The sequence below is a fragment of the Cryobacterium sp. CG_9.6 genome (assembly GCF_029893365.1).
Classification (GTDB): Bacteria; Actinomycetota; Actinomycetes; order Actinomycetales; family Microbacteriaceae; genus Cryobacterium.
Genome location: NZ_JARXUZ010000002.1, coordinates 64,706 through 86,342, shown reverse-complemented (window position 1 = coordinate 86,342; position 21,637 = coordinate 64,706). Strand labels below are relative to the sequence as shown.

The window sequence follows — 21,637 nt, the reverse complement described above, 5'->3', positions numbered from 1 at the left end:
TTTAGCAGCGAATCAGACGATGCCGAGAACGATTTTCCCGTGGAACGCATCACGGTTGGCGTCGGTTCGCCGTCGTCTTCGACCTCCGCGGTTCCTCCAGGTCACCAAGATCGCTGTTGCTGTGGCGATTGCCTGGACGCTGTCCCCTTTCCTCCCCGGAGATGCTCAGGAATTGCGGTACTACGCGCCGCTGGGCGCACTTTTGAGCATGCATCCCACGCTTATGCGTTCGCTCCGTAGCGCTTTGCAAACCCTCGCTGGGCTCACTGTGGGAATCGTCCTCGCCGGGGCCGTGCTCCTCCTGAGCGAGCCCAGCGTGTGGACGATCTCGCTAGTCACCGGCCTCGGCTCTCTTATCGGAGGAATGCGATGGCTTGGTGTGGGCGGAGAACACGTACCCCTGACTGCTTTTTTCGTTCTCATCATCGGGGGCCCAGAAGCCGATAACTACTCGGCCGGTTATTTCGCCCAAGTCTGTCTAGGAATAGTGGTGGGGCTTTTAGTCGACCTGCTGATTTTACCACCGCTTGCCGTCGGCACGGCTGTCGAGTAGTTGACTAGTTTTCGACGCACCCTCGCCACACACCTCAACGATATCGGCGTGGCCTTGGTCGAGATTTGGCCTCCGAAGCGTGAACTCTGGGCGACCAGAGGCAACGCACTCACCGACGCGGCCCGAGACGTCAGGTCCGCTGTGCAACACGCCGACGAGAGCCGTAAGGGTAACCCTCGCGCTCGGTTCAACCGCAGAAATCTTGTTGTTGATTATGAGGACCTTACGGCTCTGGAGAACGTCACTTTTCACGTGCGCAACTTGACTGAGGTTTTTGCAGGCATGATCTGGGGTAAACCTATTCCCCTTGAGCTACCGCCCGAGCTACAGCCGGTTCTCAGCGATGCCCTGCACGCGGTAGCGGAAACTTTGCGCGCAACGAACGACGGCCCGCGTGATAGCGCACCTTTTGATGCTGCCGTCGTGGCAGTCAAGGCGATTCTGCACGGCATGCAAGCGTTGGGCGCCGGAGCGACATCGCTCAGCCCCACGGCCGCGATCGTCATCGATCTGAAGCGCATTTTGGTCGCGCTTCGCCCGGGGACCGAGAGAGATTTTGAAGGGTATCCCTCGCCCGTCGTTTAGCCCGTCCTGACGCTCGTTCACGCTGTTGCGGTTCCGCGCACAGGCACCTTCTTGTCCCTTGTGAGTTTTGCTTCCCGGGGTTGACCTTGGATTTGCCTTCGGTACGGTGAAAGGGGTTGCAAAACTATTTCATCCGTTGAATTCGCATTAGGAGGTCATCATGCCCAACGCCATCGAGACTGTCGACGTCAACGTTCCCGTTACCGTCGCGTACAACCAGTGGACAAAATTCGAGGAGTTTCCAAAATTCCTGAACTTTATTGAATCCATCACACAAGTAACCGACACTCTTACCGAGTGGACGATCAAAATCGGCGGAGTGGAGCGTACGTTTGAGGCTCGGATAACTGAGCAGCACCCCGACGAGCGTGTTGCCTGGAACAGCACTGGCGGCCAAGTCGACCACGCAGGAGTTGTCACATTCCATAAATTGGCCCCGAACGAGACGCGTGTGACAGTTCAGCTTGATTGGGAGGCCAAAGGGCTGCTTGAGAAAGCTGGAGCCGCTCTCAGCCTGGACGACCACGCCATCAAGAAAGACCTCACGAACTTTAAGAAATTCATCGAGGCGAAAGGATCCGGCGATGTCGGATGGCGCGGAGATGTGCAGGCCTGACGCTGCTGGAAGACCGGCTTACAACTCGTGATAGTCCGCACACCTCACACGAAGTTCGCCACAGCACCGCCCAGATGCGTGACATCACAACACGTAGTAACCGTTTGGAAAATACTGACACTCCCGATCGCGACATAAACTCCAAATCCGTCGGCCATCTCGAGCACATGTTCTGTGAAAGTGAACCGCACAGTCTGTTCAAGCGGGCACGTGTGTCAGAATTTTGGCGCGGGTGCGGTGGTCCTTGACGCTGGCGAATGTCCGTCTCTGGAGAACGTGTTTTTGACTTTCCCCAGCACGCAGCAGCTGGGAATGTAATGCCCCCTGCGTTTTTGCTTTTTTGTGATGAGGATTTTCGGCTCAGTCAATTTCTTCTGATCCGGCCTGCACACTGCTGGTCGCTTCGTACGAGACGGACACTGGCCTGTGATGCCCGGTGTGGGCGTCGCGATAGTTGCGGCGGTGAGGTGGTGCACATGGAACGGTGATAGACACAAACTAGGCACAATCTGCGGGCAGCTTGAGGTTGCCCCGGCACTGAAATTTGTACACCTCCGAAAGAAGACGGACCGTTCATGTTTACGGTCATGAAAACCAGGGAGAAAAGAAATGAAAGCAGTCGTTTATAAAGGCCCCAATGAGGTCAACGTTGAAGAAGTTCCGGATGCCACGATTGAACGTCCCACTGACGTTCTCGTGCGCATTACGGCCACGAATATTTGCGGTTCAGATTTGCACATGTACGAGGGACGCACCAATTTTGAGACTGGACGCACGTTTGGTCACGAAAATATGGGCGAGGTCATCGAGGTCGGTAACGGCGTCGACAAGGTAAAAGTCGGCGAACGCGTCGTGCTGCCGTTCAATATTTCTTGCGGGTTTTGCAAGAATTGCGAACGCGGTTTCACTAACTATTGTATGACCACTCAGTCAGACCCGGTCGGTGCGGGCGCCGCCTACGGCTTCGCGGGAATGGGACCGTATCCTGGTGGGCAGGCCCAAATGCTGCGTGTGCCTTACGGCGATAACAACTGCTTGCGTCTGGGTGAAGACGCTGTAGAAAAGCAAAACGATTACGTGATGCTTTCGGATATCTTCCCTACGGGCTATCACGCTACCGAGATGGCTGGAATCATACCCGGTGACACCGTAGTGATTTACGGTGCGGGTCCGGTCGGGCTGATGGCAGCCCTGTCTGCGACGATAAAGGGAGCGAGTAAAGTCTGGGTTGTGGATCGCCGCCCAGACCGGCTTGCCCTCGCCGAGCAGATCGGTGCAATCGCCATCGATGACTCGAAGACTGACCCGGTTCAGTTTGTTTTGGATCAGACCAAGGGTATTGGCGCGGACCGAGGTTGTGAATGCGTGGGCTATCAGGCCCACGACCCACAGGGCACCGAAGATCCCGCCATGACTCTGAACCGGCTGATTCAGTCCGTGCGTATCACCGGGGGAATTGGTGTTGTTGGTGTTTTCCTGCCCGCAGATCCCGGCGGCATCGACGAGAACGCCAAACAGGGCAAGATTGCTATTGACTACGGTCTGCAGTGGCTCAAGGGAATAAACATTGGCAGTGGCCAATGCCCGGTGAAGAAATATAATCGGCAGTTGCGCGAACTGATAGCTGTGGGTAAAGCCAAGCCATCATGGATCGTTTCTCACGAGATTCCCCTTAGCGATGCCTCGGATGCCTACAAGAACTTTCGCGACCGCACCGACGGGTGGACCAAGGTTATCCTCAAGCCCGAATAGGCCAACACCTAGCGGCCCATGTGACCTAGGTTCTGTGGTCCAAATTATGGCGTGCGCGGCAGGGAGAGCTAGACCGCACAGTTCCCCTGCCGCTATGTTTTTAGTGGGTCATTCTGACCTGCCGCGGATATCTCGGACAGTGGGCCCTCTTAAAATGAGGGTTCACTGAAAGTAGAGATCAGCATGACCGCAGCGCGTAGGCGTTTCACCCAGGAGTTCAAAGACGAGCTGTGTCGCGAGGTGATTAATACCTCCAAACCGATCAAGGACGTCGCCACCGCATACGGCGTCGGGCCCGAGACGCTCCGGAACTGGCTCAACAAATACCGCGAGGCCAACGGCGGCACCGAAGCGGACCTGACAGTGTCGGAACGGGCCCGTCTGAAGGAACTCGAGCGGGAAGTTCAAGAGCTGCGGGCGGAGACCGCTTTCTTGAAAAAAGCCAGCGCTTACTTCGCGCGGGAGCAGCGGTAGTGAGCAAGTACGAGTACATCGACTCCCAAAATTCTGAGCCCACCAACCGGAATTCGGTGGTGAAAATGTGCCTCTGGCTGGCCGTGTCAACGTCCGGTTTCTACCACTGGGCGATCCGGCCGCAGTCCGCGACCGCGGCCCGGCGAGAGGCCCTGATCGCGCGGATTCAACACTTCTTCGAGGAGTCCGACGGCACCTACGGATACCGCCGAATCCACGCCGACCTCGCCGCGGAGCAGACCGAGTGCTCGCCCGAGCTGGTGCGGCAGCTTATGCGCCAGATTGGCCTCGTAGCCTGCCAACCACGGCCTTTCCGCATCACTACCGAAGCCGATGCCGAAGCGGCCGCCAACATGCCCGACCTCGTCAAACGCGACTTCACCGCCGACCGCCCCGGGGTGAAGTTCGTCGGCGATATTACCTACATCCATACCTGGCAAGGATTCATCTATCTGGCCACCGTCATCGACTGCTATTCCAAGAAGGTTGTCGGCTGGTCCATCGCCGATCACATGCGCACCGAGCTCGTCGCCGACGCCCTCCGCAACGCCGCTGCGACGACCGTGATCGAGGCCGACGCGATCTGGCATTCCGACCGCGGCAGCGTCTATACCTCGGCCGAATTTCGGGCTCTCGTGTCCGGCCTGGGGATGCGTTCCTCCATGGGCCGCACCGGCGTGTGTTGGGACAACAGCATGGCGGAAAGTTTCTTCTCGATGCTCAAGAATGAGCGTGTTTATCGCACCGCTTACGCCACGAAATCACAAGCTCGCAGCGACGTCATTCGCTACATCGAAGGGTTTTACAACAGCCGACGCCGGCACTCCGCTCTCGGTTACCGACGGCCCAATGAAGTCCACTATGGTTATCAGCAGCCAGCATTGGCAGCGTAGAAGAATCCACTAATTCCGCTGTCCGAAATGCCCGCGGCAGCTCATTCCCCTAGTTCATCACGAGTATTGCCATCGTGAGTGCTCGGCGTCGAAATCTGTGTTTCGTGTCGCTTCACGTAGCTGACCACCCTATATATGTGTTCGATATCGGACGCGGTCAGTTCGGTCTTTTTCATTTTAAGAATTGCAGACATATGATCACCCGTGGCCAATACAAACCCATCCGCGGTAAATGTCTAGGAAGAGAGTGAACACATGAGTCAAGAAATGAATATCGCAGCCCAGCAAAAGTTTGGTGACGCCGTGAACAGCGGAAAACTCGACCTTCTCGATAACCTCGTGGCAAAAGATGCGGTCGATAACGACCCTGCCCCTGGACAAGGCCCTGGTCCTGAGGGTTACAAAGCGTTCTTTGGCGAGATGATTGCCGCTTTTCCAGACCTGCACATCGCAGTTGAGCGTCTCGTCGCTAACGATACCGACGTCGCATTCGCTTATACCCTCACCGGCACCCATCAAGGACCTCTGATGGGCCACGCTGCCAGCGGTAAAACGATGTCGGTTCGTGGCATGCAAATTAGCCGGTTTGAGAACGGGAAACTTGTCGAGCGGTGGGGTAGCAGCGACCAACAAGGCATGCTCGAACAGCTCGGCTTGGCACCGTAATTTACGACTACTGGCGTTTCAATCAAAGAAACAGCGCCAAAACGCGTATTTGAAATAATGTGAAATGCGAGACGGTCGTGATCGCGTACTGGGCACGCAGGCAAGGCTGTACTTGGTGTTCCTGCTCGCGTAGCCGGTCTGTCGGCGCTTGCGCGCAGGCAGATTCATTGCCGCTCCCAACGTCGTGCGTTTCGTTTCACCGCGCGTTTGTTCGCCTCAAAAAACGAGCGACCTAACTTTCGATTCTTGACCGATCAATGGCCGGCGGATCGCCAGGCTGTGGCAGTTGTGGAACGCTCGGGATAGGCTGCTCGAACCGTGCCGTTGGTACGGATCTCGCCCCGGCTGGAGATTCGATGACGATTCAGACCCTTGTACCTTCCACCGATGCAGACACCTGGGACGTTATCATGCTGGGGGTCGGCACTGTTGGTGAGAACGTGGCAGACCGAACGGCTCAGGGTGGCCTACGCACGGTGATCGTCGAGAGGTCTCTGATCGGCGGCGAGTGCTCCTGCTGGGCGTGTATGCCGTCGAAAGCGCTGCTGCGCAGTGGCGCTGTCCTCGCCGCCGCCCGGCGGGTTCCCGGAGCCGCCGAGGCTGTCACCTCGGTGGTCGACCCGCGAGCGACTCTGAAGCGTCGCGACACCATCGTCAACGACTACTCCGACGCCGATCAGGCGAACTGGCTCGAATCGGTGGGAATCGACTTGGTGCGCGGGCGCGGCACCCTGACTGCCCCGCGTGAGGTCACTGTCACTGCCGCCGACGGCAGCGTGCGAGTGCTGACCGCCAGCCACGCCGTCGTTATCAGCACTGGGTCAGCGGCCCTGCTGCCCGAGGTGACAGGCCTGGCTGAGGTCACACCGTGGACCAGCCGTGAGGCGACCTCAGTGACGGACATCCCAACGAGCTTGGCCATTATCGGCGGTGGAGTCGTTGCTGCCGAGATGGCCACCGCGTATACGGCTCTTGGCTCACACGTCACCCTCATCGCCCGCAGCGGGCTGCTCGGTGGCTCGGAGCCGTTTGTCGGCGAGCTGGTCGCGACCGCGCTGCGCGATTCTGGCGCGATCCTGCTCCTTGATGACTTTGCCACGGCCGCCCGCCGCACCGATGCCGGAGACGTGGAGCTGACCCTCGCCAGCGGCGGCACCGTGATCGCGAGCGAGGTTTTGGTGGCCACCGGCCGGGTTCCCAACACTGGCGGTCTCGGGCTTGCCACCGTGGGACTCATTGACGGCGACTGGCTCACGGTCGACGACACCCTGCGGGTGGTCGGTGAGTCCCTCGCATCCGTCTCCGCGCTCGGCACCGAGCGACCAGACAGTGGATGGCTGTGTGCGGCCGGCGATGTCAACCACCGGGCCTTGCTCACCCACCAGGGCAAGTACCAGGCCCGGGCCGTAGGTGACGTGATCGTCGCTCGCGCGGCAGGCACCCCGGTCGACGACAAGCCATGGGGCTCACACGTTGCCACAGCCGACCACAACGCGGTGCCGCAGGTCACCTTCACCGACCCGGAAGTCGCATCCGTCGGACTGACCGCTGCCGCGGCAGTGAAGGCAGGGTATCGGGTGCGCATCCTCGACTACGACCTCAGTTCGCTCGGCGGTTCCACGGTACTCGCCGACGTCTACGTGGGTCACGCCCGGGCTTGTCGATCTCGATCGGGCGGTGCTGATCGGCGTAACCTTCGTGGGCCAGGACGTCGCCGAGCTCCTGCATTCGGCGACGATCGCGGTCGTTGCCGAGGTCCCGATCGACCGGCTGTGGCATGCGGTGCCGAGCTATCCGACACTCAGTGAGGTCTGGCTGCGCCTCCTCGAAGCGTATGGTCGGCCTGGACACGTCGACTAGCAGGCACTACGCGTAATCATCTGAAAGAGGTTTTTTGCGGCGCTGCGAGGTGACGGCCCACGCAGTCGACAGGATGATGGATTTCGTTGAACCGGCTTGTTTGTTGAGTGCGGCGGCGTGGGTCCATATGAAGATCCACGTTCAGACCATGGCTTTGTCGGCCGACGATGGCATCATGAATTTGAACCAACAGATTGCATAGGTTTCGGCGGTGAAGGCGTCATACAAGGTGCTGAGGACGAGTGCGTCACCTGTGGCCACTCGTTCGAGAAGCAGATGATCGCCGAGACTGTCCCCCAGGGAACGCGGCCCCGCCTCGGCGGCGGTCATGGTGCGGTCCCGGATGATCGAATGACGAGTGTAGCAAGGCACTCCCTCGACGTGGTGAGTGAGTCCGCTGACAGGGTCTCGGGCAACACTAAAAATCTTTATGACCTAAATGGGTGAGGACATGGTTTTCGTCAAGTCGTGCGTGGGGTTCTGATTTCGTAAAGGGTGCAGTCCCTCCCGCCCGCGCGTCCATCTGGCTTTGTCGAGCCCCGGGTGTGGTGAAGGCTCCATTAGACCCGTCCATGCCGGTCCGATCCGCGAGACGATCGCAAGTGTCAGGAAAAGCTTTGGCCTCCTCGACGTTATGCAGCCCTCAGAGAGCAAAGAGCGCCAGTGGATCATTTACGCCGAAACCGTTCCGGAGCTCCGCCACGCCCCGAAACGGCTACTCGATCCGCAGTCTCAAGTGAAGATGCTCACGCCACCTGGACCAACCAACAGTCCCACGACGATGAGCACAATACCCCAGAGAATCTGGCGTCGAAATAGCGCGACAATGCCTGCAATAACGAGGACTACCGCAATGATCCAGAGAATTGTTGCCATGTGCTGCTCCATTTCATTTAGCGCCGACGGGCCGTACGCCCACAGCGTTTTTCGATCTGTTAAAGCGAACGTACCCCTTGCTTGGTCTCTGACCACTGTGTTTTATCCAGAATGTCGTGGAGGTCAGACTCTGTCATCATCTGTTACCGGCCATGCGAAACGATCAAGAGAACCCAAGCGCGCAGGTGTCAGAGTGTCGTCAGTAGGTTGATCTGGCAGTAACCCGAGGTCACGTCCAGTATCTCTGTGTAATTCGTCGTCACCGTGCGGGTCAGCTGATTTGATTATGCAGCACTGAGCTCGGGAATGGGAATCACCCCCGTGAGGGCGCTGGCGTCGGGGCTGGTGAGGGCCGCGTTGAAGGCGGCCAGCTGGCGCATGGAGTCCTCGGAGAGGTAGCGGCGGGCTCCTGCTTCCCACTCGTCGTGTTGCTCGACGAGCACCGCTCCGGCGAGGCGGAGCAGGGCCGCCGGGTTGGGGAACACACCGACGACGTCCGTTCGCCGTTTGATCTCTTTGTTCAGGCGTTCGAGTGGGTTTGTCGACCACACCTGTCGCCAGTGTTTGGGCGGAAAGCCGCAGAACGCGAGGATGTCGGCGCGGGCGTCGTGCAACATTGTGGCGACTTTCGGGTGAGAGCGGTCGAGCATGCGGGTGACCTCGTCGAACTGGGCTTGGACGTGCGTCGCGTCGGGCTGGGCGAAGATGGTGCGGATCACGGCGGCGACCATGTCCTGGCTGGCGCGGGGGACGATGGAGAGCACATTTCGCATGAAGTGGACCCGGCAGCGTTGCCAGGCTGCACCTTGGAAAACGGTGCTGATGGCCTTCTTCAGACCGCTGTGGGCGTCGGAGATGACGAGCTTGACGCCGTCCAAACCGCGGGCTTTCAACGACCGCAAGAACTCGGTCCAGAAGACCTCATTCTCGCTGTCACCGACATCGAAACCGAGGACCTCACGGCGGCCGTCAGCGGCCACGCCGATGGCGACGACCATCGCCTGGGAGATGACGCGGTGGTTGACGCGGGCCTTGCAATATGTGGCGTCGAGGAACACGTAGGGGTATCCGGTGGCACTGAGGTCACGGCCACGGAACATGGCCACTTCCCCGTCAAGATCGGCGCAAATGCGGGAGACTTCGGACTTGGAGATGCCGGTATCGGCGCCGAGGGCTTTGACCAGGTCGTCGACTTTGCGGGTCGAGACACCGTGCAGGTAAGCCTCCATAATCACGGCGAACAGGGCTTGGTCCACGCGCCGGCGTCGCTCCAGAAGCGCCGGGAAGAAGGAGCCCTGGCGCAGCTTGGGGATCTTCAGATTCAGGTCCCCAGCCGTGGTCGTCAAGACGCGCGGTCGGGTCCCATTGCGCTGGTTGGTGCGATCGTCAGAACGCTCGAACGGAGCCGCGCCGATGTGGGCGGTGGCCTCCGCGTTGATGAGTTCTTGGTAGAGCGTTTCGGTAACCATTCGGATTCGATCGGTGATGTTGGTGAGCTTGAGTTCCGAGAGGAGCGCGAGCAGGGCAGACTGGTCTAGAGCCATCGTGTGATGTGTCTTTCTGTGAGGAACTTTGAACGGTTCTCACTGACCATCGCACGGTGGTTCGTTACGTTGTTAATCCAACGATCAAACCCCGGAAATTACACCACTGCACGGGACATGACCTAACCCGAGGACGCGCGCCCGGCGGTAGAAGGTCGCTCTGGACATTCCAAGATCGACCGCGACCTGCGCCGCTGTCTCTTCACCTTTTATGAACCGGTGGGCGTTTCGGATTTGACTGTCGGTAATAAGTCGAGGTCGCCCGCTCAGATTTTTCCGGCGTCGCGGCGCTTGTTGATCGAGTCGACTACGCGCTCTCGCTTGATTTCGTGTTCCATTTGCCCGAGCGCCGCCATGATCGTGAATAGCATGGACCCCATCGGTGTCGCGGTATCGACGTCGTCGCCGCCCGGGTTGAGCACCCTCAGGCTGGCACCGCGGGCGCAGAGCTCTTCGGTGAAAGCGAGCATGTTCTGCGTCGATCGCCCGAGCCGGTCCAGAGCCGTGATGACGAGAGTGTCGCCCGTCTGGAGGGCGTCAAGCGCGCGATCGAAGTCGGGCCGTGATGTGCGAGCTCCTGAGATCTCATGGTCGACGTAGATGTCATCACGCCGTACGCCGTACGCCGTACGCCGTACGCCAGCAACGAGGATATTGACTTGCTGTCGGTCGGTGGATTGCTGACGCGTCGTTGCACGCGCGTGGCCGATCAGTTGGCCCTGCCCCATTGAGTGGACACCTCACAAGAGAAAATGTTCACATGGGAAAGACACGCAGGGAGTTCACTCCTGGGTGCAAAGACGAGGCCGTAATGCTCGTGATCAACACTGGCAGGGCGATAGTGACCGTGGCCCGCGAACTCGGCATCAACGAGGCATCGCTGGGCTGGTGGGTCGGCGCATTTAAGGCCCGTAACGACACCGCTGGTCTGATTCGTCTTGACAAATTCAGCGAACATGATTGGCTCGTATTACGTAACAATTTCCGGCACAGTATTTAGACCGTGAAAGGAGGTGGCTCGTGAGCCACCCTGCCGTGATCAACCCCGCCACTGGCGAAACGATTAAAACATACCCTCAAATTTCCGATGATCAACTCCAGCAGGTCATCGCATCGGCTGATAAGGCCCACCAAGGCTGGTCTCGGAACTCTTCGACCGACGAGCGAGCTGCACTCCTTCGGAAGGTCGGCGATTTGCATGAAGAACGCCGCGAGGAGCTGGCGGCCGTAATCGTGCGCGAGATGGGTAAGCCCGTCGATGAAGCGCTCGGCGAGGTCGACTATGCCGCCAACATTTACCGGTACTACGCCGACAACGCGCAGGAATTTCTGAAGGACGAACCAATCACCCTGCGCGGCGGAGAGGGTTCCGCGTTCATGCGTTCCACCTCACTGGGGGTGCTCATTGGCGTCATGCCGTGGAATTTCCCGTACTACCAGGTTGCGCGCTTCGCCGGTCCAAATCTCATGACCGGGAACACGATCGTCCTCAAGCATGCGTCGCAGTGCCCGGAATCGGCGGCGGCAATAGAGCAAATCTTCCATGATGCAGGCTTCCCGGCTGGCGCTTACACGAACGTGTATGCCGACAGCGAGCAGGTTGCCACGGTCATCGCCGACCCGAGGGTGCAGGGCGTCTCTCTTACCGGTTCGGAGGGCGCCGGCGCGGCCGTTGCTGAGGTGGCCGGTCGCCACCTCAAGAAAGTCGTGCTGGAACTTGGTGGGTCAGACCCGTTCATCCTGCTGAGTACCGACGACATGGCCGCGACAGTGAGCGCCGCTGTCGCTGGTCGTCTACGCAACGGTGGGCAGGCCTGCGACGCTGCTAAGCGATTCATCGTGATCGATGAACTCTACGATGAGTTCACGGAGAAGTTCACCGCAGCCATCCTGGCCATGTCCCCCAGCGACCCGACCGTTCCCGGCGCAGACTACGGGCCCCTCTCATCCCTCGCTGCGGCCGAGAATCTCCAGGAGCAGGTAGATCGCGCGGTCGCGCAGGGAGCGACCGTGGCAACCGCGGGCACATGCTCTGGCACCTTCTTCCCGCCTACCGTGCTCACCGATGTCACGCGGGACAACGACACTTACCACGAGGAGTTCTTTGGACCCGTAGCATTCGTCTACCGAGCAGCCTCCGAGGATGACGCCGTCACCCTCGCGAATGACACTCCCTTCGGGCTTGGTTCGTACCTGTTTACGACCGATCCCGAGCAGGCATTGCGAGTCGCCGACCGTATTGAAGCCGGCATGGTCTACGTCAACCTCGTCGACGCCGGTAGCGCAGAGCTCCCGTTCGGCGGAGTGAAAAGAAGCGGCTTCGGACGCGAACTCGGACGCTACGGCGCAAGCGAATTCGTGAACAAGAAACTCATCCGCATCGGCTGACCTTTCGCCGAAATTCTCAGCCGAAGCGGTAAGCACCGTTCAGTCGTGGTGCTTTGGCGCGTTTCCTAACGCCTTATGTGGCCTTGCCCCCGGTTAGTGGACACGGGTTAAGCGGCGAGCTGAAATTCCGCGGTCTCTGACGAGTATTGCAGTTCGAAGGGGACGGGGCTGACATCTCCGATCGAGGGGCGCCGGCGGTTGTATCGGTCCTCTATCCAGGCGCCGACACGCTGGCCCGCTCGCCAGCTTCTTCGTTCGAGATGCCTCGCCCGACGAGGTCCCAGAATTTCTGCGGATGCTCGCGACGCCACCCCGGCGGTCGGCCTGGCGATCGCATCGCTTCTCGCCCCAGTTCTGTGGCCGTCCAACCTTTTGAACGTCCCGTAATCCACCTCCATATTTGAGGTGTTGCTTCCACCGGTTGAATCTGCCCCCCAGCATTCGTGCGGTGTGGAGAAGATTCCAGGTCATGAACCCCCTATTGCGATTGTTAAAGTCGTTTTCCGGGCCACCTGATCCAGGAGCGAGGTAACTCGGTCCCGGTCCGACTTCACCGTTCCAACCCGCATCAGCAGCCGGTGGGATGCTGTAGCCAATGTGCGGCAGGCTGCAGAGGATGGACATCGCCGCGTGTTTGACACCGTCCTCATTGCCAGTGATGATCGTACCGGCCGTCTTGCTATAATAGACGTATTGACCCTTCTCGTTGAAGAGCCCACTCATGGCGTAGAGGCGCTCAATGAGTTGGCGGGTGACTGAGGAGTTGTCACCCAGCCACAGCGGTCCGCCGATGACGAGAATGTCAGCGGCGGCGACGCTTGGCCATACCTAGTCGGGCCACGCGTCGTCCTTCCAGCCGTGTTCGCGCATATCCGGTACACGCCAGTAGCACTGTCGTGGTCGATGAAGCGGACGACGTCTACCGGCACTCCCTGAGACCGCACGAGCGCGATGCTCTTGTCCATCAACCCCTGCGAATGGCTGATATCGGGGCTCTTCTTCAACGTGCAGTTAATGAAAACTGCTCTCAGGTCGCCATAGGCTGATGGCTAGGCGTTCACAGTTCTTCTCCGGATGTGGAGGACTCGAGCATCTGCACGGCTTCATCGGTTGACAGGACCATCCCCGCGATGTAATTGAAGTTCGTCACAGCAGCCGCATACCCGTCGCCAAGTTCAGGATGCTGCGCAGCGGCGGTGGCGTCAGCGACGACGGCCACGTCAAATCCCTGTTCCAACAGTTCACGCAAGTGACTTTCCACACACAAGTTGGCCGACATACCAGCGAGGATGACTTTACTGATTCCACGTTTCCGGAGCTGGAGCACAAGGTCGTTCTGCTCCGGCCCGTATACCTTGTGCGGACTGCAGACGACCGTCTTTCCGTCTTCCAGGAAAGGCTTAAAGCGTTCCAGCCAGTCAGCGCCCGATCCCACAAACCCATCAAGGTCCAAGGGACCGGGACGATCAAACATGCCGATTTCGTGCATCATCTTTTCCAAGGTCCCACCGAATTCCCACAAGTGGTCATGAGGGAAGTAATAGTGCGGAGAAACGAAGACGCCATAACCGGACGCTTTAGCGGCCACGAGTAATTGTTCTATGTGCTCAACGGTTTTGTTCTTCTCGACGCTCTGACCGACCAGAGCCCACGTGACGCCATCGGGGCTCAGGAAATCGTTCTGCGGATCGGTCAGCACAAGTCCCGTGGTGGATTTATCGAAAAGCATGGGGTCTCCTTCTTAAAGTTCCCGGGCATGCAGCCGCACACTCGTTGATTTAACACCGTAGGCGCCGTCGCTCCGCCAAGTCAGTAATCTGGGTCACACATCGCCGAATTCGGAGTTCTGGACCGCTCACCGTCGCCCCGTCTTGGACCTCAGCGCACACGTCGCCGGTGCTCTCATCACGCCGGCAGAATTTGGGTGCGATACACCCGCGGGGCATTATTCGGTGATCTGTACTTCTTTCCAGAATGTGACGTAGTTGCTGAAATCGCGCCCGACCCGCTCGAAGGCGGAAAGATACGGCGCAGGATAGCTGAATGCTTGATCTTGGAGCGTGGTGTTGCCGTCTTTCACGTTGAAGTACTGGCATTCGCCTTTCCACGGGCAGGTGTAGGGCGTGGCGCTGGGGATCAAGAGGTCGGAGTTGACGCTGGCGGGTGGGAAGTACCAGTTGCCTTCAATCTTGACCAGGTCGTCCTGGGGCGCTTCGGCGATCACGGTGCCGTTGAGTACTGCCTTCATGGGAATGAACCTTTCCGTTGCATATACTTTTGTCCACAAGCGTAAAAGCCTCCGCTGAGAAGGTCTGTGATCTGGAACACATTTTGCTCCCCCGAGGGTCAGAGCATCGTTCCGGCAACGACGCATATGTGCCCGCCTCGCACGGATGCGGACTGCACACTCACGCCCTCACGTGCGGTCACGGCCCAGGGCCGGGCATCGAGGTCGGCGCCGCCGACCGCTGTGGCTCACCGAACGAGCGGTCAAAACACCCTCGCGGCACCAACGGGCAACTGCATATCCACCATGCCCGCACGGCCGCCGGGACGCATGAGCGCGCGCATGCGTTTCCACGCTGGATGCCAATCGTCAAAGACGCTCATCGCGTAGCTGGAAAAGGCCTGCCAGATTCTCACGGCGAGGTCGCGCGCGGCCCGCGCTTCCGGGTGAATCGGCCGCGTCGTCAGACGAGTTCTTGCGCCAGGGTGCTGGCTTCGCGCACCAGAGCGGCGTCATGGGCGACCTTCGCGGCAGTGATGGCGCCGTCATACAACAGCACGAGGCGGGAAACGACGCTCGTGCCAGGGTCCTCCTCAACGAGTTCGGAAAGATGCATGCGAACCGCGTCACGGTAACGGTTCGCGACGTGCCGCACCGAGAGGCACTCCGGCAGTTCGATCACCGCGTTGGTGAACGGGCAGCCGTAGAACGTGCGCGATTCGACAGAGCGCGCGAGCGCTTCGAAAAGGGCAGCGACCCTCTCCCGCGACGACCACCAAGGATCATCCAGCGCTTGGGCGTGATCGACCCATCCGTTGAGTTCTTCCTCCAGGTATGCCACGACGAGCGCTTCCTTGCTGGCGAAGTTGTTGTAGAGGCTAGCCTTCGCCACCCCCGCGCCACGAACAACGAGATCAATTCCCGTGGCATTGATGCCGTGTTCGTGGAAAAGACGACGAGCGGATGCGAGCAGGCGCACCCGCGCGCTCTGCACTGGCGTGGCAATCGTAGATTCCATGAATGGATTTTACCAGACCGATCGGTATAGTTAGTAGTGGCCAGAGCGGTCTACCTAAAAAGAAAGGCACACCATGCCAGATTTGAAAATTGCCGTCGTTATCTATGAGCCGATCACCTCCGACGCCTCACGCGTCTACCGCGGCCTCAAGACTGCCCTCGAATTCAAGCAAGCAGGCGATGATGTCATCGTCGTCTTCGACGGCTCCGGCGTTGAAACGTTGGCCGCGATCACCGCGCCCAGCCACAAGATGAACCCCCTCGCCGTAGCGCTCACGGACAACATCCGTGGTGCCTGCGCATTCTGCGTCACCTCCCACGGTGTCTCCGACGAAATCGCTCAGGGCGGCTGGAACCTGCTCACCGAATACAAGGGCGAAGCCAGCGTCCGAAACCTCGTGATCGAGGGATACCAGATCCTCAGCTTCTAAACTTCTATCGGTCTTCCCGCCACCCACATGATTTGGAGCTCTCATGTCTCTCACCGTAATTCTCGACCTTCAACTCAAACCAGAAACAGTTGCGGCGGCGCCCGCGATGCTGAGGAAAATCCTTGCCCAGACCCGCGTATTCGACGGCTGCCTAGGTGTCGACGTGCTCGTTGATACAGAAAATGCAACACACTTGATCCTTCTAGAACGCTGGGCCTCAACCGAAGCCGATACGGCCTACCGTGACTGGCGCGCCGGAGCAGGCGCTACCGAAATCGGGTCCCTCCTCGCCAGCCCCCCGACAATCACGCAATTTGAGATCGCCAGCGACATCTGATCAACCCTGCGGCGCAGAACTAAGCACGCACCTCGGTTCTGCGCCGTTGTGTGTTGGGTTGCTGCGGATAATTCGGACAGCGCGATTAGCCGCAGCAACCCAGACTCAGTTCTGGCCAGAATACGTGGCTTGGGCTTGACAAGAGCCTTTAGCGTTACTCCTGAGTCTTGCAACATCGAGAACCATCGCTTCGACCGTCATTCACCCGTGCAATCTAAAGCCGGCACGGCGAGGCCGCAAGGAGCTACGACACGGACGCCGTGAGTAGTGCGACGGCAACTGTGTCGCCCGTGTTGGACTGCTCGCCGATCGTCGTGAAGCCGAGACGAGAATGGAAGGCTAGCGACCGTGGATTGGGCGGAAAAGTATTCACTTCGCAAACCACTTCGGCGGCGTAGGCCTCCCGGGCAGCCTGAAAGACTGACGCGTAGAGCAATTCGCCGATGCCCTGACTTCGTGCGTTCGGCGCCACTACGATGCGGTCCACATAGAGAAAGTCGCTCGATCGGGCTTCAAACCAGTGGTAGCTCTCGCTCGCGTACTCGGCGAATGGGGCAAAGCCGATCACGAAACCAACCACGGTCCGCACATCCCCCACCATCGTGACCACGACCGAGTGTGCAGCAGTAGCTACGAGGGCTGCGAGCGAATCAGCGTCAAGAGCATTGACGGCGGGAACCGCCTCGTTGTTGAGCGTGAGCACCTCGGGAAGATCGAGAGCGTCGAGGGAGCGAAGCGCGTAGGTCATGATTTCCACCGTATCCAGCGAAGCTGAACGTGGCCTTACCTCCGATTCGTGGAGACTATGCCGAGGGTCAGGGTTTCGTAGTGACGAAGTGGGAGCACTCGACGGGTCATTTCGATGACTTCGTAGACGCTGTAGTGCTCGTCAATGAAGCCGATGAGCGAGAGAGCATTGTTTTGGGGATGCGGGTATCGCAGATTCGCCTAGCACTTGTCTCACTTCACTATACGGGCGCACTGGACCCGACGGGAGTAAACCGAGCACTGTGGACGCTACGTTGGAAGCCAGCTCTCAAAACATTCGCCATTACATTTCAGGACCGTTGGCCGAACACAAAGTCCTACCAATGAGAACCTACGGAAACACCACTGAGATACTCCCCCACTCGTCAGACTTCCTGTCCGGGTCAGAGCGAGCCGAGCAGATGTCCCATGCGGTCGCGTTTTATTCTCAAGTACCCGGCGTTGTGACTATGTAGCCCGACGATAAGAGGTTTTCGTTCGAGCACAGTGATACCGTGCTCAACAAGCTGATGAACCTTGTCAGGGTTATTTGTGAGCAGGCGTACCGCACCGATCCCGAGATCATCAAGGATCGCGGCGGCGGCAGAATAATCGCGGTCGTCAGCAGGGAGACCGAGCACGAGGTTGGCGTCGAACGTGTCGAGGCCGTCTTCTTGGAGGCGGTAAGCCTTCAGTTTGTTGATGAGCCCGATCCCACGGCCTTCGTGACCACGCATGTAAATCACAACTCCTCCGTTCTCGTGAATGGTCTGCAGCGCGGTATCGAGTTGGGGTCCGCACTCGCACTTGTGTGAACTAAACGCTTCGCCGGTCAAACACTCCGAGTGCACTCGTACGAGTGCACCGTCGGCCGGAATACCAGAAATGATCGCGAGGTGTTCACTGCCGGTGATCACGTCTCGGTAGGCGCGGAATACAAAAAGTCCGTGGCGGGTCGGTATTGTCGTCTCGACCTCGAAGAACACCCGCGCAGCATCGACTGCACGGCCCAGACCTGTGTTGCTCGCGACACTCGAAGCCCAGCGTCGACTTGGGATCGGGATGTCTTCGGTGATTTCCCTAGTCATAGCTCGTCCAACGGCACGTTTTCATCAACAAGCCGAGCGGGATCGACCGGGTTGGCTCGGCGGATGATGCCCTGCACCGCTTCATTCACATCCCAGACATTCACATTCATTCCAGCGACCACACGACCACCAGCCAGCCAGAACGCGATGAACTCGCGGCCTGCGCGGTCTCCGCGGTAAACGACCTCCGCTCCACGGGTCAGGGGGCCGAACCCCGAATATTCCATGCCGAGATCGAATTGGTCCGTGTAGAAGTAGGGGATGTTGTCGTACGACACCTCTTCGCCGAGCATTGAACGGGCGGCGGCAAGGCCGCCGTTCAGGGCGTTCGCCCAGTGCTCGCTGCGCAGGTGCATCCCGGCCACCGGGTGATACGCGTTCGCGATATCGCCGGCCGCATAGATGTTCGGCTCGCTTGTCTGGAGAGCCGCATCCACCAGTACACCGTTGTAAATGGCGAGGCCGGCCACTTTCGCAAGCCCAATGTTCGGAATCGCCCCGACTCCGACGAGCACCAGGTCGGCGGGAACCACTTCGCCCCCCTCGAGTACAACGCCGGTTACCCGCCCGTCAACGCCTGCAATACTCTCCACAACGACGGAGGGTCGAAGATAGACGCCGTTCTCTTTGTGCAGATCGGCGAACATCGTTCCAAGTTCATCGCCCAGCGCGTTCGCCAGAGGAATCGGGTCGCGCTCCAGAACCGTGACCTCATTGCCGAGGGTTCGCGCAGTCGCCGCTACCTCCATACCGATCCAGCCGGATCCGATCAGGACGAGCCGCTGTCCGCCCTGTGCCAGCATGGGGTGCAGGGTCTCAGCATCGTCAAGGGTGCGCAGGTAGTGCACGCCGCCCAGGTCAGCGTTCGGAATCGTTAGTCGTCGCGCTGCGGAGCCCGTGGCGAGCAGTAACTTGTCGTATCCGATTGTGGCAGTGTCGTCGATGTGAACGAGGTGCTCTGCAAGATCTAGTGCAGTCACCGTCGCGTTCTGAAACAGTTCGATGTTGTTTTCGACGTACCAAGCCTCGGAGTCGACGAAGACTGACTCTCTCTCAGCTGAACCGCTGAGGTAGTCCTTCGACAACGGTGGACGGATGTACGGTCGATGCGCTTCGGCGCCGATGAGTCGGATGCGGCCGAGGAAGCCGCCCTCGCGCAGCCCTCGTGCTGCGGAGGCGCCGGCGAGCCCGGCTCCTACGATGACAAAACCTTCGGAGTTTGGCATGGTTTCTCTTTTCCTTCGCAATTCCCGGCTAGTAGTACTGACTGTAGAAGCTCCACCTTTCTTCTGTCAAGATACTCCGTTTTAGAGATATGATGCATACATGGATGCACGAACTCACATGAACGACATCTCTGCGGTCGCATCGATGAGTGACCCCCTGCGCCGAAAGTTGTTCGACTTCGTTTCGCGCAGCGCGGCTCCGGTTGGGCGAGACGAAGCGGCCAGCGCGCTCGGCGTGCCGCGCTCGACCGCCGCTTTCCACCTCGACCGGCTGGCCGCGAACGGCCTTCTGGCAAGTGATTTCCAGCGCCTGTCGGGGCGCACCGGTCCTGGCTCCGGGCGACCGGCCAAGCTGTATCGTCCAGCGGTCGGTGAGATTGTCGTCTCGATCCCGGAGCGGCACTACGAGCTTGCAGCCGATCTTCTCAGCTCAGCGATCGACGAGTCGCATCGAACCAGCGAGCCGATCCGTCAAGCACTGACACGAGTGGCCATTCAGTACGGACGAGCGCTCGGAGCCCAGGCGGGCTCGTTGGACGTCATGTTGGAATCCAGCGGATACGAACCCCATAACGAGGGCGATGGTGTAGTCACGCTGACGAACTGTCCATTCCACCAGCTCGCTCAGAGCCACACAGAGACCATCTGCCAGGCGAACGTCGCACTGCTCCAAGGTGCTGCTGACGGCGCCGATGAAGACCCAAGCCACGTGCGCTTCGACCCTGGAGAAGGGCGCTGCTGCGCACGAATTGTACGGCCCGACGCCACGTAAAATCCCCGAGACCCGGCCGGCAACGCAAGCACAGCGAGGTCATGCGGAAGGCTCTCTACGCATTCTGGGAAGACGAGATTTTCTACCCTAGTTTCAGGGCGCGCACATTAGGTGGGCCAAAATTTCCCCAAGTTCTTTGCGCAGATACCTGTGGTGCGGTCAGGCTGACCTGTGCTTTCAGTAGACCTTCATTTCAAAAGCGCCTACTGTCCGAAATATCCGCAGCAGCTCACCTAGCTCAGAAGCATGTGAGAGCTGGCGGCGGCAGCCTCCGTGCCGAAGGTCATCGTGCCGAGTGCGTAGTAGAGACGACCGCACTGCTGTTCCGAGAGAGCGGTAGCGCATGGATGCGTCCTGTTCGTCGGTGATTGGGGGTGCCTCCAGTCTGCTCGAAGCAGCGGATGCTGCAGCATCGCCGGGCCCGTTCCCACCCACCCAGTCCGAAGTTCAGCGTCATCACAATTCGCTTGTCTGGCCGTACGTAGCAGACTTGGATCATGCTCACACTTCCGATTCTCGATTTCTCCCAACTCGACGCCGGCGACGCCGCAGCCGCGACATTCCGCGTCGAACTGCTGCGCGTCACACACGAGGTCGGGTTCTTTTATCTGACCGGCCACGGCGTCGACCCCCAGCTCACGAAGAGCCTTCTCGCCGTCTCGCGGGAGTTCTTCGACCTGCCGGCCGAGCAAAAGTTGAAGTTGGAGAACATTCTCAGCCCACAGTTTCGCGGTTATACCCGCGTTGGCGGGGAACTCACCGCTAATATAGTGGACTGGCGCGAGCAGATCGACATAGGGGTAGACCGGGAGCCCGTGCCCCTCGCCGAGGGCACCCCCGATTACTGGCGCCTTGAAGGCCCAAACCTCTGGCCCGAATCCTTGCCCGAACTCAAAACCATCGCCCTACGCTGGAATGACGAACTCAGCCGCGTGGCACTGCGCCTGTTGCGTGCCTGGGCCCTCGCCCTCGGCAGCCCCGAAAACGTCTTCGATGACGCCTTTGCCAAGAACCCGTTCTTGCTTACCAAGATCGTGCGCTACCCCGGCCAGCCCGAACGCAGCCAGGGCGTCGGCGAACACCGCGACGGCGGCGTACTCACTCTGCTGCTCGTCGAACCGGGTAAAGACGGCCTGCAGGTCGAGCATGACGGCGAGTGGATCGATGCTCCCCCACTCGACGGTGCCTTCGTGGTGAACATCGGTGAAATGCTCGAACTGGCAACGGATGGCTACCTCAAGGCGACCTTGCACCGAGTCTTCTCCCCCAAAGACGGATCAGACCGCATCTCCGTGCCGTTCTTCTTCAACCCCTCCCTCGACACCGTCATGCCGCGGCTGCAGCTAGACGAGAGCCTGTCGCGTGATGCCCGCGGACTCTCCGCGGACCCGACCAACAGTGCCATCCTGGAGACCGCCTACGGTGACAATGCCCTTCGGTACCGGCTGCGTGCCCACCCCAACGTGGCCGCCGCCCACCACGCCGACCTGCAGTAGAAGCACGACGGCACCAGATAGGATTTCGGTGTCGCTTTCGGTTTTATGGGCTGGATGCGAGCGCTGGTTAGCGAAGCAACGCGGTCCGT

At 59.5% G+C, this 21,637-nt stretch carries 20 protein-coding genes and 4 pseudogenes; 13 read left to right on the top strand and 11 right to left on the bottom strand.

Annotation, left to right across the window (positions count from 1 at the left end):
• Positions 1 to 19: 19 nt before the first annotated feature.
• The 7 genes and pseudogenes from H4V99_RS16040 to H4V99_RS16010 all read left to right on the top strand — a co-directional run bounded on the left by H4V99_RS16040 (position 20) and on the right by H4V99_RS16010 (position 7,399).
• On the top strand, positions 20 to 553 hold the full coding sequence (locus tag H4V99_RS16040; RefSeq protein WP_280680269.1) for an FUSC family protein: 534 nt from the start codon (positions 20 to 22) through the stop codon (positions 551 to 553).
• Positions 554 to 1,138 (top strand): hypothetical protein, encoded by a 585-nt coding sequence (locus H4V99_RS16035; protein WP_280680268.1) that lies wholly within the window; start codon positions 554 to 556, stop codon positions 1,136 to 1,138.
• Between the two features lie 160 nt (positions 1,139 to 1,298).
• Positions 1,299 to 1,754 carry an SRPBCC family protein gene (locus H4V99_RS16030; protein WP_280680267.1) on the top strand — a complete coding sequence of 152 codons (456 nt, stop codon included), beginning with the start codon at positions 1,299 to 1,301 and terminating at the stop codon, positions 1,752 to 1,754.
• Positions 1,755 to 2,363: 609 nt separating this feature from the next.
• Positions 2,364 to 3,506 carry a glutathione-independent formaldehyde dehydrogenase gene (locus tag H4V99_RS16025; RefSeq protein WP_280680266.1) on the top strand — a complete coding sequence of 381 codons (1,143 nt, stop codon included), beginning with the start codon at positions 2,364 to 2,366 and terminating at the stop codon, positions 3,504 to 3,506.
• 183 nt (positions 3,507 to 3,689) lie between these two features.
• Positions 3,690 to 4,873 (top strand): IS3 family transposase gene (locus tag H4V99_RS16020; protein WP_280680265.1). Its coding sequence is split into 2 segments (ribosomal slippage): positions 3,690 to 3,951 and positions 3,951 to 4,873, totalling 1,185 coding nucleotides; the frame shifts between segments, so codons are not numbered across the junction.
• A gap of 255 nt (positions 4,874 to 5,128) precedes the next feature.
• The gene (locus tag H4V99_RS16015; RefSeq protein ID WP_280680264.1) at positions 5,129 to 5,539 is read left to right on the top strand and encodes an ester cyclase; all 411 of its coding nucleotides are present in this window, start codon (positions 5,129 to 5,131) and stop codon (positions 5,537 to 5,539) included.
• Positions 5,540 to 5,895: 356 nt separating this feature from the next.
• Positions 5,896 to 7,399: pseudogene (locus H4V99_RS16010) on the top strand (NAD(P)/FAD-dependent oxidoreductase).
• A 141-nt stretch (positions 7,400 to 7,540) separates the two neighbouring features.
• Here the strand turns inward: H4V99_RS16010 and H4V99_RS16005 are convergent.
• The 4 genes and pseudogenes from H4V99_RS16005 to H4V99_RS15990 all read right to left on the bottom strand — a co-directional run bounded on the left by H4V99_RS16005 (position 7,541) and on the right by H4V99_RS15990 (position 10,547).
• Positions 7,541 to 7,729, bottom strand: coding sequence for a hypothetical protein (locus tag H4V99_RS16005; RefSeq protein WP_280680263.1), 189 nt, complete (start codon positions 7,727 to 7,729; stop codon positions 7,541 to 7,543).
• Positions 7,730 to 8,131: 402 nt separating this feature from the next.
• Entirely contained in the window at positions 8,132 to 8,275 is a 144-nt protein-coding gene (locus H4V99_RS16000; RefSeq protein ID WP_280680262.1) for a GPGG-motif small membrane protein, read from the bottom strand.
• Positions 8,276 to 8,559: 284 nt separating this feature from the next.
• Positions 8,560 to 9,819: an IS256 family transposase gene (locus tag H4V99_RS15995; RefSeq protein ID WP_280680261.1), complete on the bottom strand. Its 1,260-nt coding sequence runs from the start codon at positions 9,817 to 9,819 to the stop codon at positions 8,560 to 8,562.
• Between the two features lie 84 nt (positions 9,820 to 9,903).
• Positions 9,904 to 10,547 (bottom strand): annotated as a pseudogene (locus H4V99_RS15990) (recombinase family protein).
• Positions 10,548 to 10,579: 32 nt separating this feature from the next.
• Here H4V99_RS15990 and H4V99_RS15985 point away from each other — a divergent pair.
• Both H4V99_RS15985 and H4V99_RS15980 read left to right on the top strand, forming a co-directional pair.
• A complete protein-coding gene (locus H4V99_RS15985) occupies positions 10,580 to 10,819 on the top strand; it encodes a transposase (protein ID WP_280680260.1) in 240 nt (79 codons plus the stop codon).
• A gap of 20 nt (positions 10,820 to 10,839) precedes the next feature.
• Entirely contained in the window at positions 10,840 to 12,207 is a 1,368-nt protein-coding gene (locus tag H4V99_RS15980; protein WP_280680259.1) for an NAD-dependent succinate-semialdehyde dehydrogenase, read from the top strand.
• Positions 12,208 to 12,645: 438 nt separating this feature from the next.
• Here H4V99_RS15980 and H4V99_RS15975 read toward each other — a convergent pair.
• The 4 genes and pseudogenes from H4V99_RS15975 to H4V99_RS15960 form a co-directional block, all read right to left on the bottom strand.
• Positions 12,646 to 13,238: pseudogene (locus tag H4V99_RS15975) on the bottom strand (flavodoxin family protein); the annotation flags it as partial.
• 26 nt (positions 13,239 to 13,264) lie between these two features.
• Positions 13,265 to 13,936 (bottom strand): isochorismatase family protein, encoded by a 672-nt coding sequence (locus H4V99_RS15970; protein ID WP_280680258.1) that lies wholly within the window; start codon positions 13,934 to 13,936, stop codon positions 13,265 to 13,267.
• Between the two features lie 216 nt (positions 13,937 to 14,152).
• The gene (locus H4V99_RS15965; RefSeq protein WP_280680257.1) at positions 14,153 to 14,455 is read right to left on the bottom strand and encodes a DUF427 domain-containing protein; all 303 of its coding nucleotides are present in this window, start codon (positions 14,453 to 14,455) and stop codon (positions 14,153 to 14,155) included.
• 442 nt (positions 14,456 to 14,897) lie between these two features.
• Positions 14,898 to 15,452 carry a helix-turn-helix domain-containing protein gene (locus H4V99_RS15960; RefSeq protein WP_280680256.1) on the bottom strand — a complete coding sequence of 185 codons (555 nt, stop codon included), beginning with the start codon at positions 15,450 to 15,452 and terminating at the stop codon, positions 14,898 to 14,900.
• A 73-nt stretch (positions 15,453 to 15,525) separates the two neighbouring features.
• Between H4V99_RS15960 and H4V99_RS15955 the strand changes: the two genes are divergently transcribed.
• Positions 15,526 to 15,882: a sulfur reduction protein DsrE gene (locus H4V99_RS15955; protein ID WP_280680255.1), complete on the top strand. Its 357-nt coding sequence runs from the start codon at positions 15,526 to 15,528 to the stop codon at positions 15,880 to 15,882.
• A gap of 43 nt (positions 15,883 to 15,925) precedes the next feature.
• Entirely contained in the window at positions 15,926 to 16,219 is a 294-nt protein-coding gene (locus H4V99_RS15950) for an antibiotic biosynthesis monooxygenase (RefSeq protein WP_280680254.1), read from the top strand.
• Positions 16,220 to 16,463: 244 nt separating this feature from the next.
• On the opposite strand, the gene H4V99_RS15945 is transcribed toward H4V99_RS15950, so the two are convergent.
• The 3 genes and pseudogenes from H4V99_RS15945 to H4V99_RS15935 form a co-directional block, all read right to left on the bottom strand.
• Positions 16,464 to 16,967, bottom strand: coding sequence for a GNAT family N-acetyltransferase (locus H4V99_RS15945; protein WP_280680253.1), 504 nt, complete (start codon positions 16,965 to 16,967; stop codon positions 16,464 to 16,466).
• Positions 16,968 to 17,370: 403 nt separating this feature from the next.
• Positions 17,371 to 17,964, bottom strand: a pseudogene (gene ribA, locus H4V99_RS15940) (GTP cyclohydrolase II); the annotation flags it as partial.
• Between the two features lie 86 nt (positions 17,965 to 18,050).
• Positions 18,051 to 19,280, bottom strand: a complete 1,230-nt coding sequence (locus tag H4V99_RS15935) for an FAD-dependent oxidoreductase (RefSeq protein ID WP_280680252.1) — start codon at positions 19,278 to 19,280, stop codon at positions 18,051 to 18,053.
• 100 nt (positions 19,281 to 19,380) lie between these two features.
• Here H4V99_RS15935 and H4V99_RS15930 point away from each other — a divergent pair, with 100 nt between their 5' ends.
• Positions 19,381 to 20,052, top strand: coding sequence for a helix-turn-helix domain-containing protein (locus H4V99_RS15930; protein ID WP_280680251.1), 672 nt, complete (start codon positions 19,381 to 19,383; stop codon positions 20,050 to 20,052).
• A gap of 497 nt (positions 20,053 to 20,549) precedes the next feature.
• Positions 20,550 to 21,548, top strand: coding sequence for a 2-oxoglutarate and iron-dependent oxygenase domain-containing protein (locus H4V99_RS15925; RefSeq protein ID WP_280680250.1), 999 nt, complete (start codon positions 20,550 to 20,552; stop codon positions 21,546 to 21,548).
• The last annotated feature ends 89 nt before the right edge of the window (positions 21,549 to 21,637 follow it).

What these genes read in the sequence shown, in the direction of transcription:
- H4V99_RS16040 (WP_280680269.1), top strand. Translation starts at nt 20, where the DNA reads ATGCCGAGAACGATTTTCCCGTGGAACGCATCACGGTTGGCGTCGGTT.
- H4V99_RS16030 (WP_280680267.1), top strand. Translation starts at nt 1,299, where the DNA reads ATGCCCAACGCCATCGAGACTGTCGACGTCAACGTTCCCGTTACCGTC.
- H4V99_RS16025 (WP_280680266.1), top strand. Translation starts at nt 2,364, where the DNA reads ATGAAAGCAGTCGTTTATAAAGGCCCCAATGAGGTCAACGTTGAAGAA.
- H4V99_RS16015 (WP_280680264.1), top strand. Translation starts at nt 5,129, where the DNA reads ATGAGTCAAGAAATGAATATCGCAGCCCAGCAAAAGTTTGGTGACGCC.
- H4V99_RS16005 (WP_280680263.1), bottom strand. Translation starts at nt 7,729, where the DNA reads ATGACCGCCGCCGAGGCGGGGCCGCGTTCCCTGGGGGACAGTCTCGGC.
- H4V99_RS16000 (WP_280680262.1), bottom strand. Translation starts at nt 8,275, where the DNA reads ATGGCAACAATTCTCTGGATCATTGCGGTAGTCCTCGTTATTGCAGGC.
- H4V99_RS15995 (WP_280680261.1), bottom strand. Translation starts at nt 9,819, where the DNA reads ATGGCTCTAGACCAGTCTGCCCTGCTCGCGCTCCTCTCGGAACTCAAG.
- H4V99_RS15985 (WP_280680260.1), top strand. Translation starts at nt 10,580, where the DNA reads ATGGGAAAGACACGCAGGGAGTTCACTCCTGGGTGCAAAGACGAGGCC.
- H4V99_RS15970 (WP_280680258.1), bottom strand. Translation starts at nt 13,936, where the DNA reads ATGCTTTTCGATAAATCCACCACGGGACTTGTGCTGACCGATCCGCAG.
- H4V99_RS15965 (WP_280680257.1), bottom strand. Translation starts at nt 14,455, where the DNA reads ATGAAGGCAGTACTCAACGGCACCGTGATCGCCGAAGCGCCCCAGGAC.
- H4V99_RS15960 (WP_280680256.1), bottom strand. Translation starts at nt 15,452, where the DNA reads ATGGAATCTACGATTGCCACGCCAGTGCAGAGCGCGCGGGTGCGCCTG.
- H4V99_RS15955 (WP_280680255.1), top strand. Translation starts at nt 15,526, where the DNA reads ATGCCAGATTTGAAAATTGCCGTCGTTATCTATGAGCCGATCACCTCC.
- H4V99_RS15950 (WP_280680254.1), top strand. Translation starts at nt 15,926, where the DNA reads ATGTCTCTCACCGTAATTCTCGACCTTCAACTCAAACCAGAAACAGTT.
- H4V99_RS15945 (WP_280680253.1), bottom strand. Translation starts at nt 16,967, where the DNA reads ATGACCTACGCGCTTCGCTCCCTCGACGCTCTCGATCTTCCCGAGGTG.
- H4V99_RS15935 (WP_280680252.1), bottom strand. Translation starts at nt 19,280, where the DNA reads ATGCCAAACTCCGAAGGTTTTGTCATCGTAGGAGCCGGGCTCGCCGGC.
- H4V99_RS15930 (WP_280680251.1), top strand. Translation starts at nt 19,381, where the DNA reads ATGGATGCACGAACTCACATGAACGACATCTCTGCGGTCGCATCGATG.
- H4V99_RS15925 (WP_280680250.1), top strand. Translation starts at nt 20,550, where the DNA reads ATGCTCACACTTCCGATTCTCGATTTCTCCCAACTCGACGCCGGCGAC.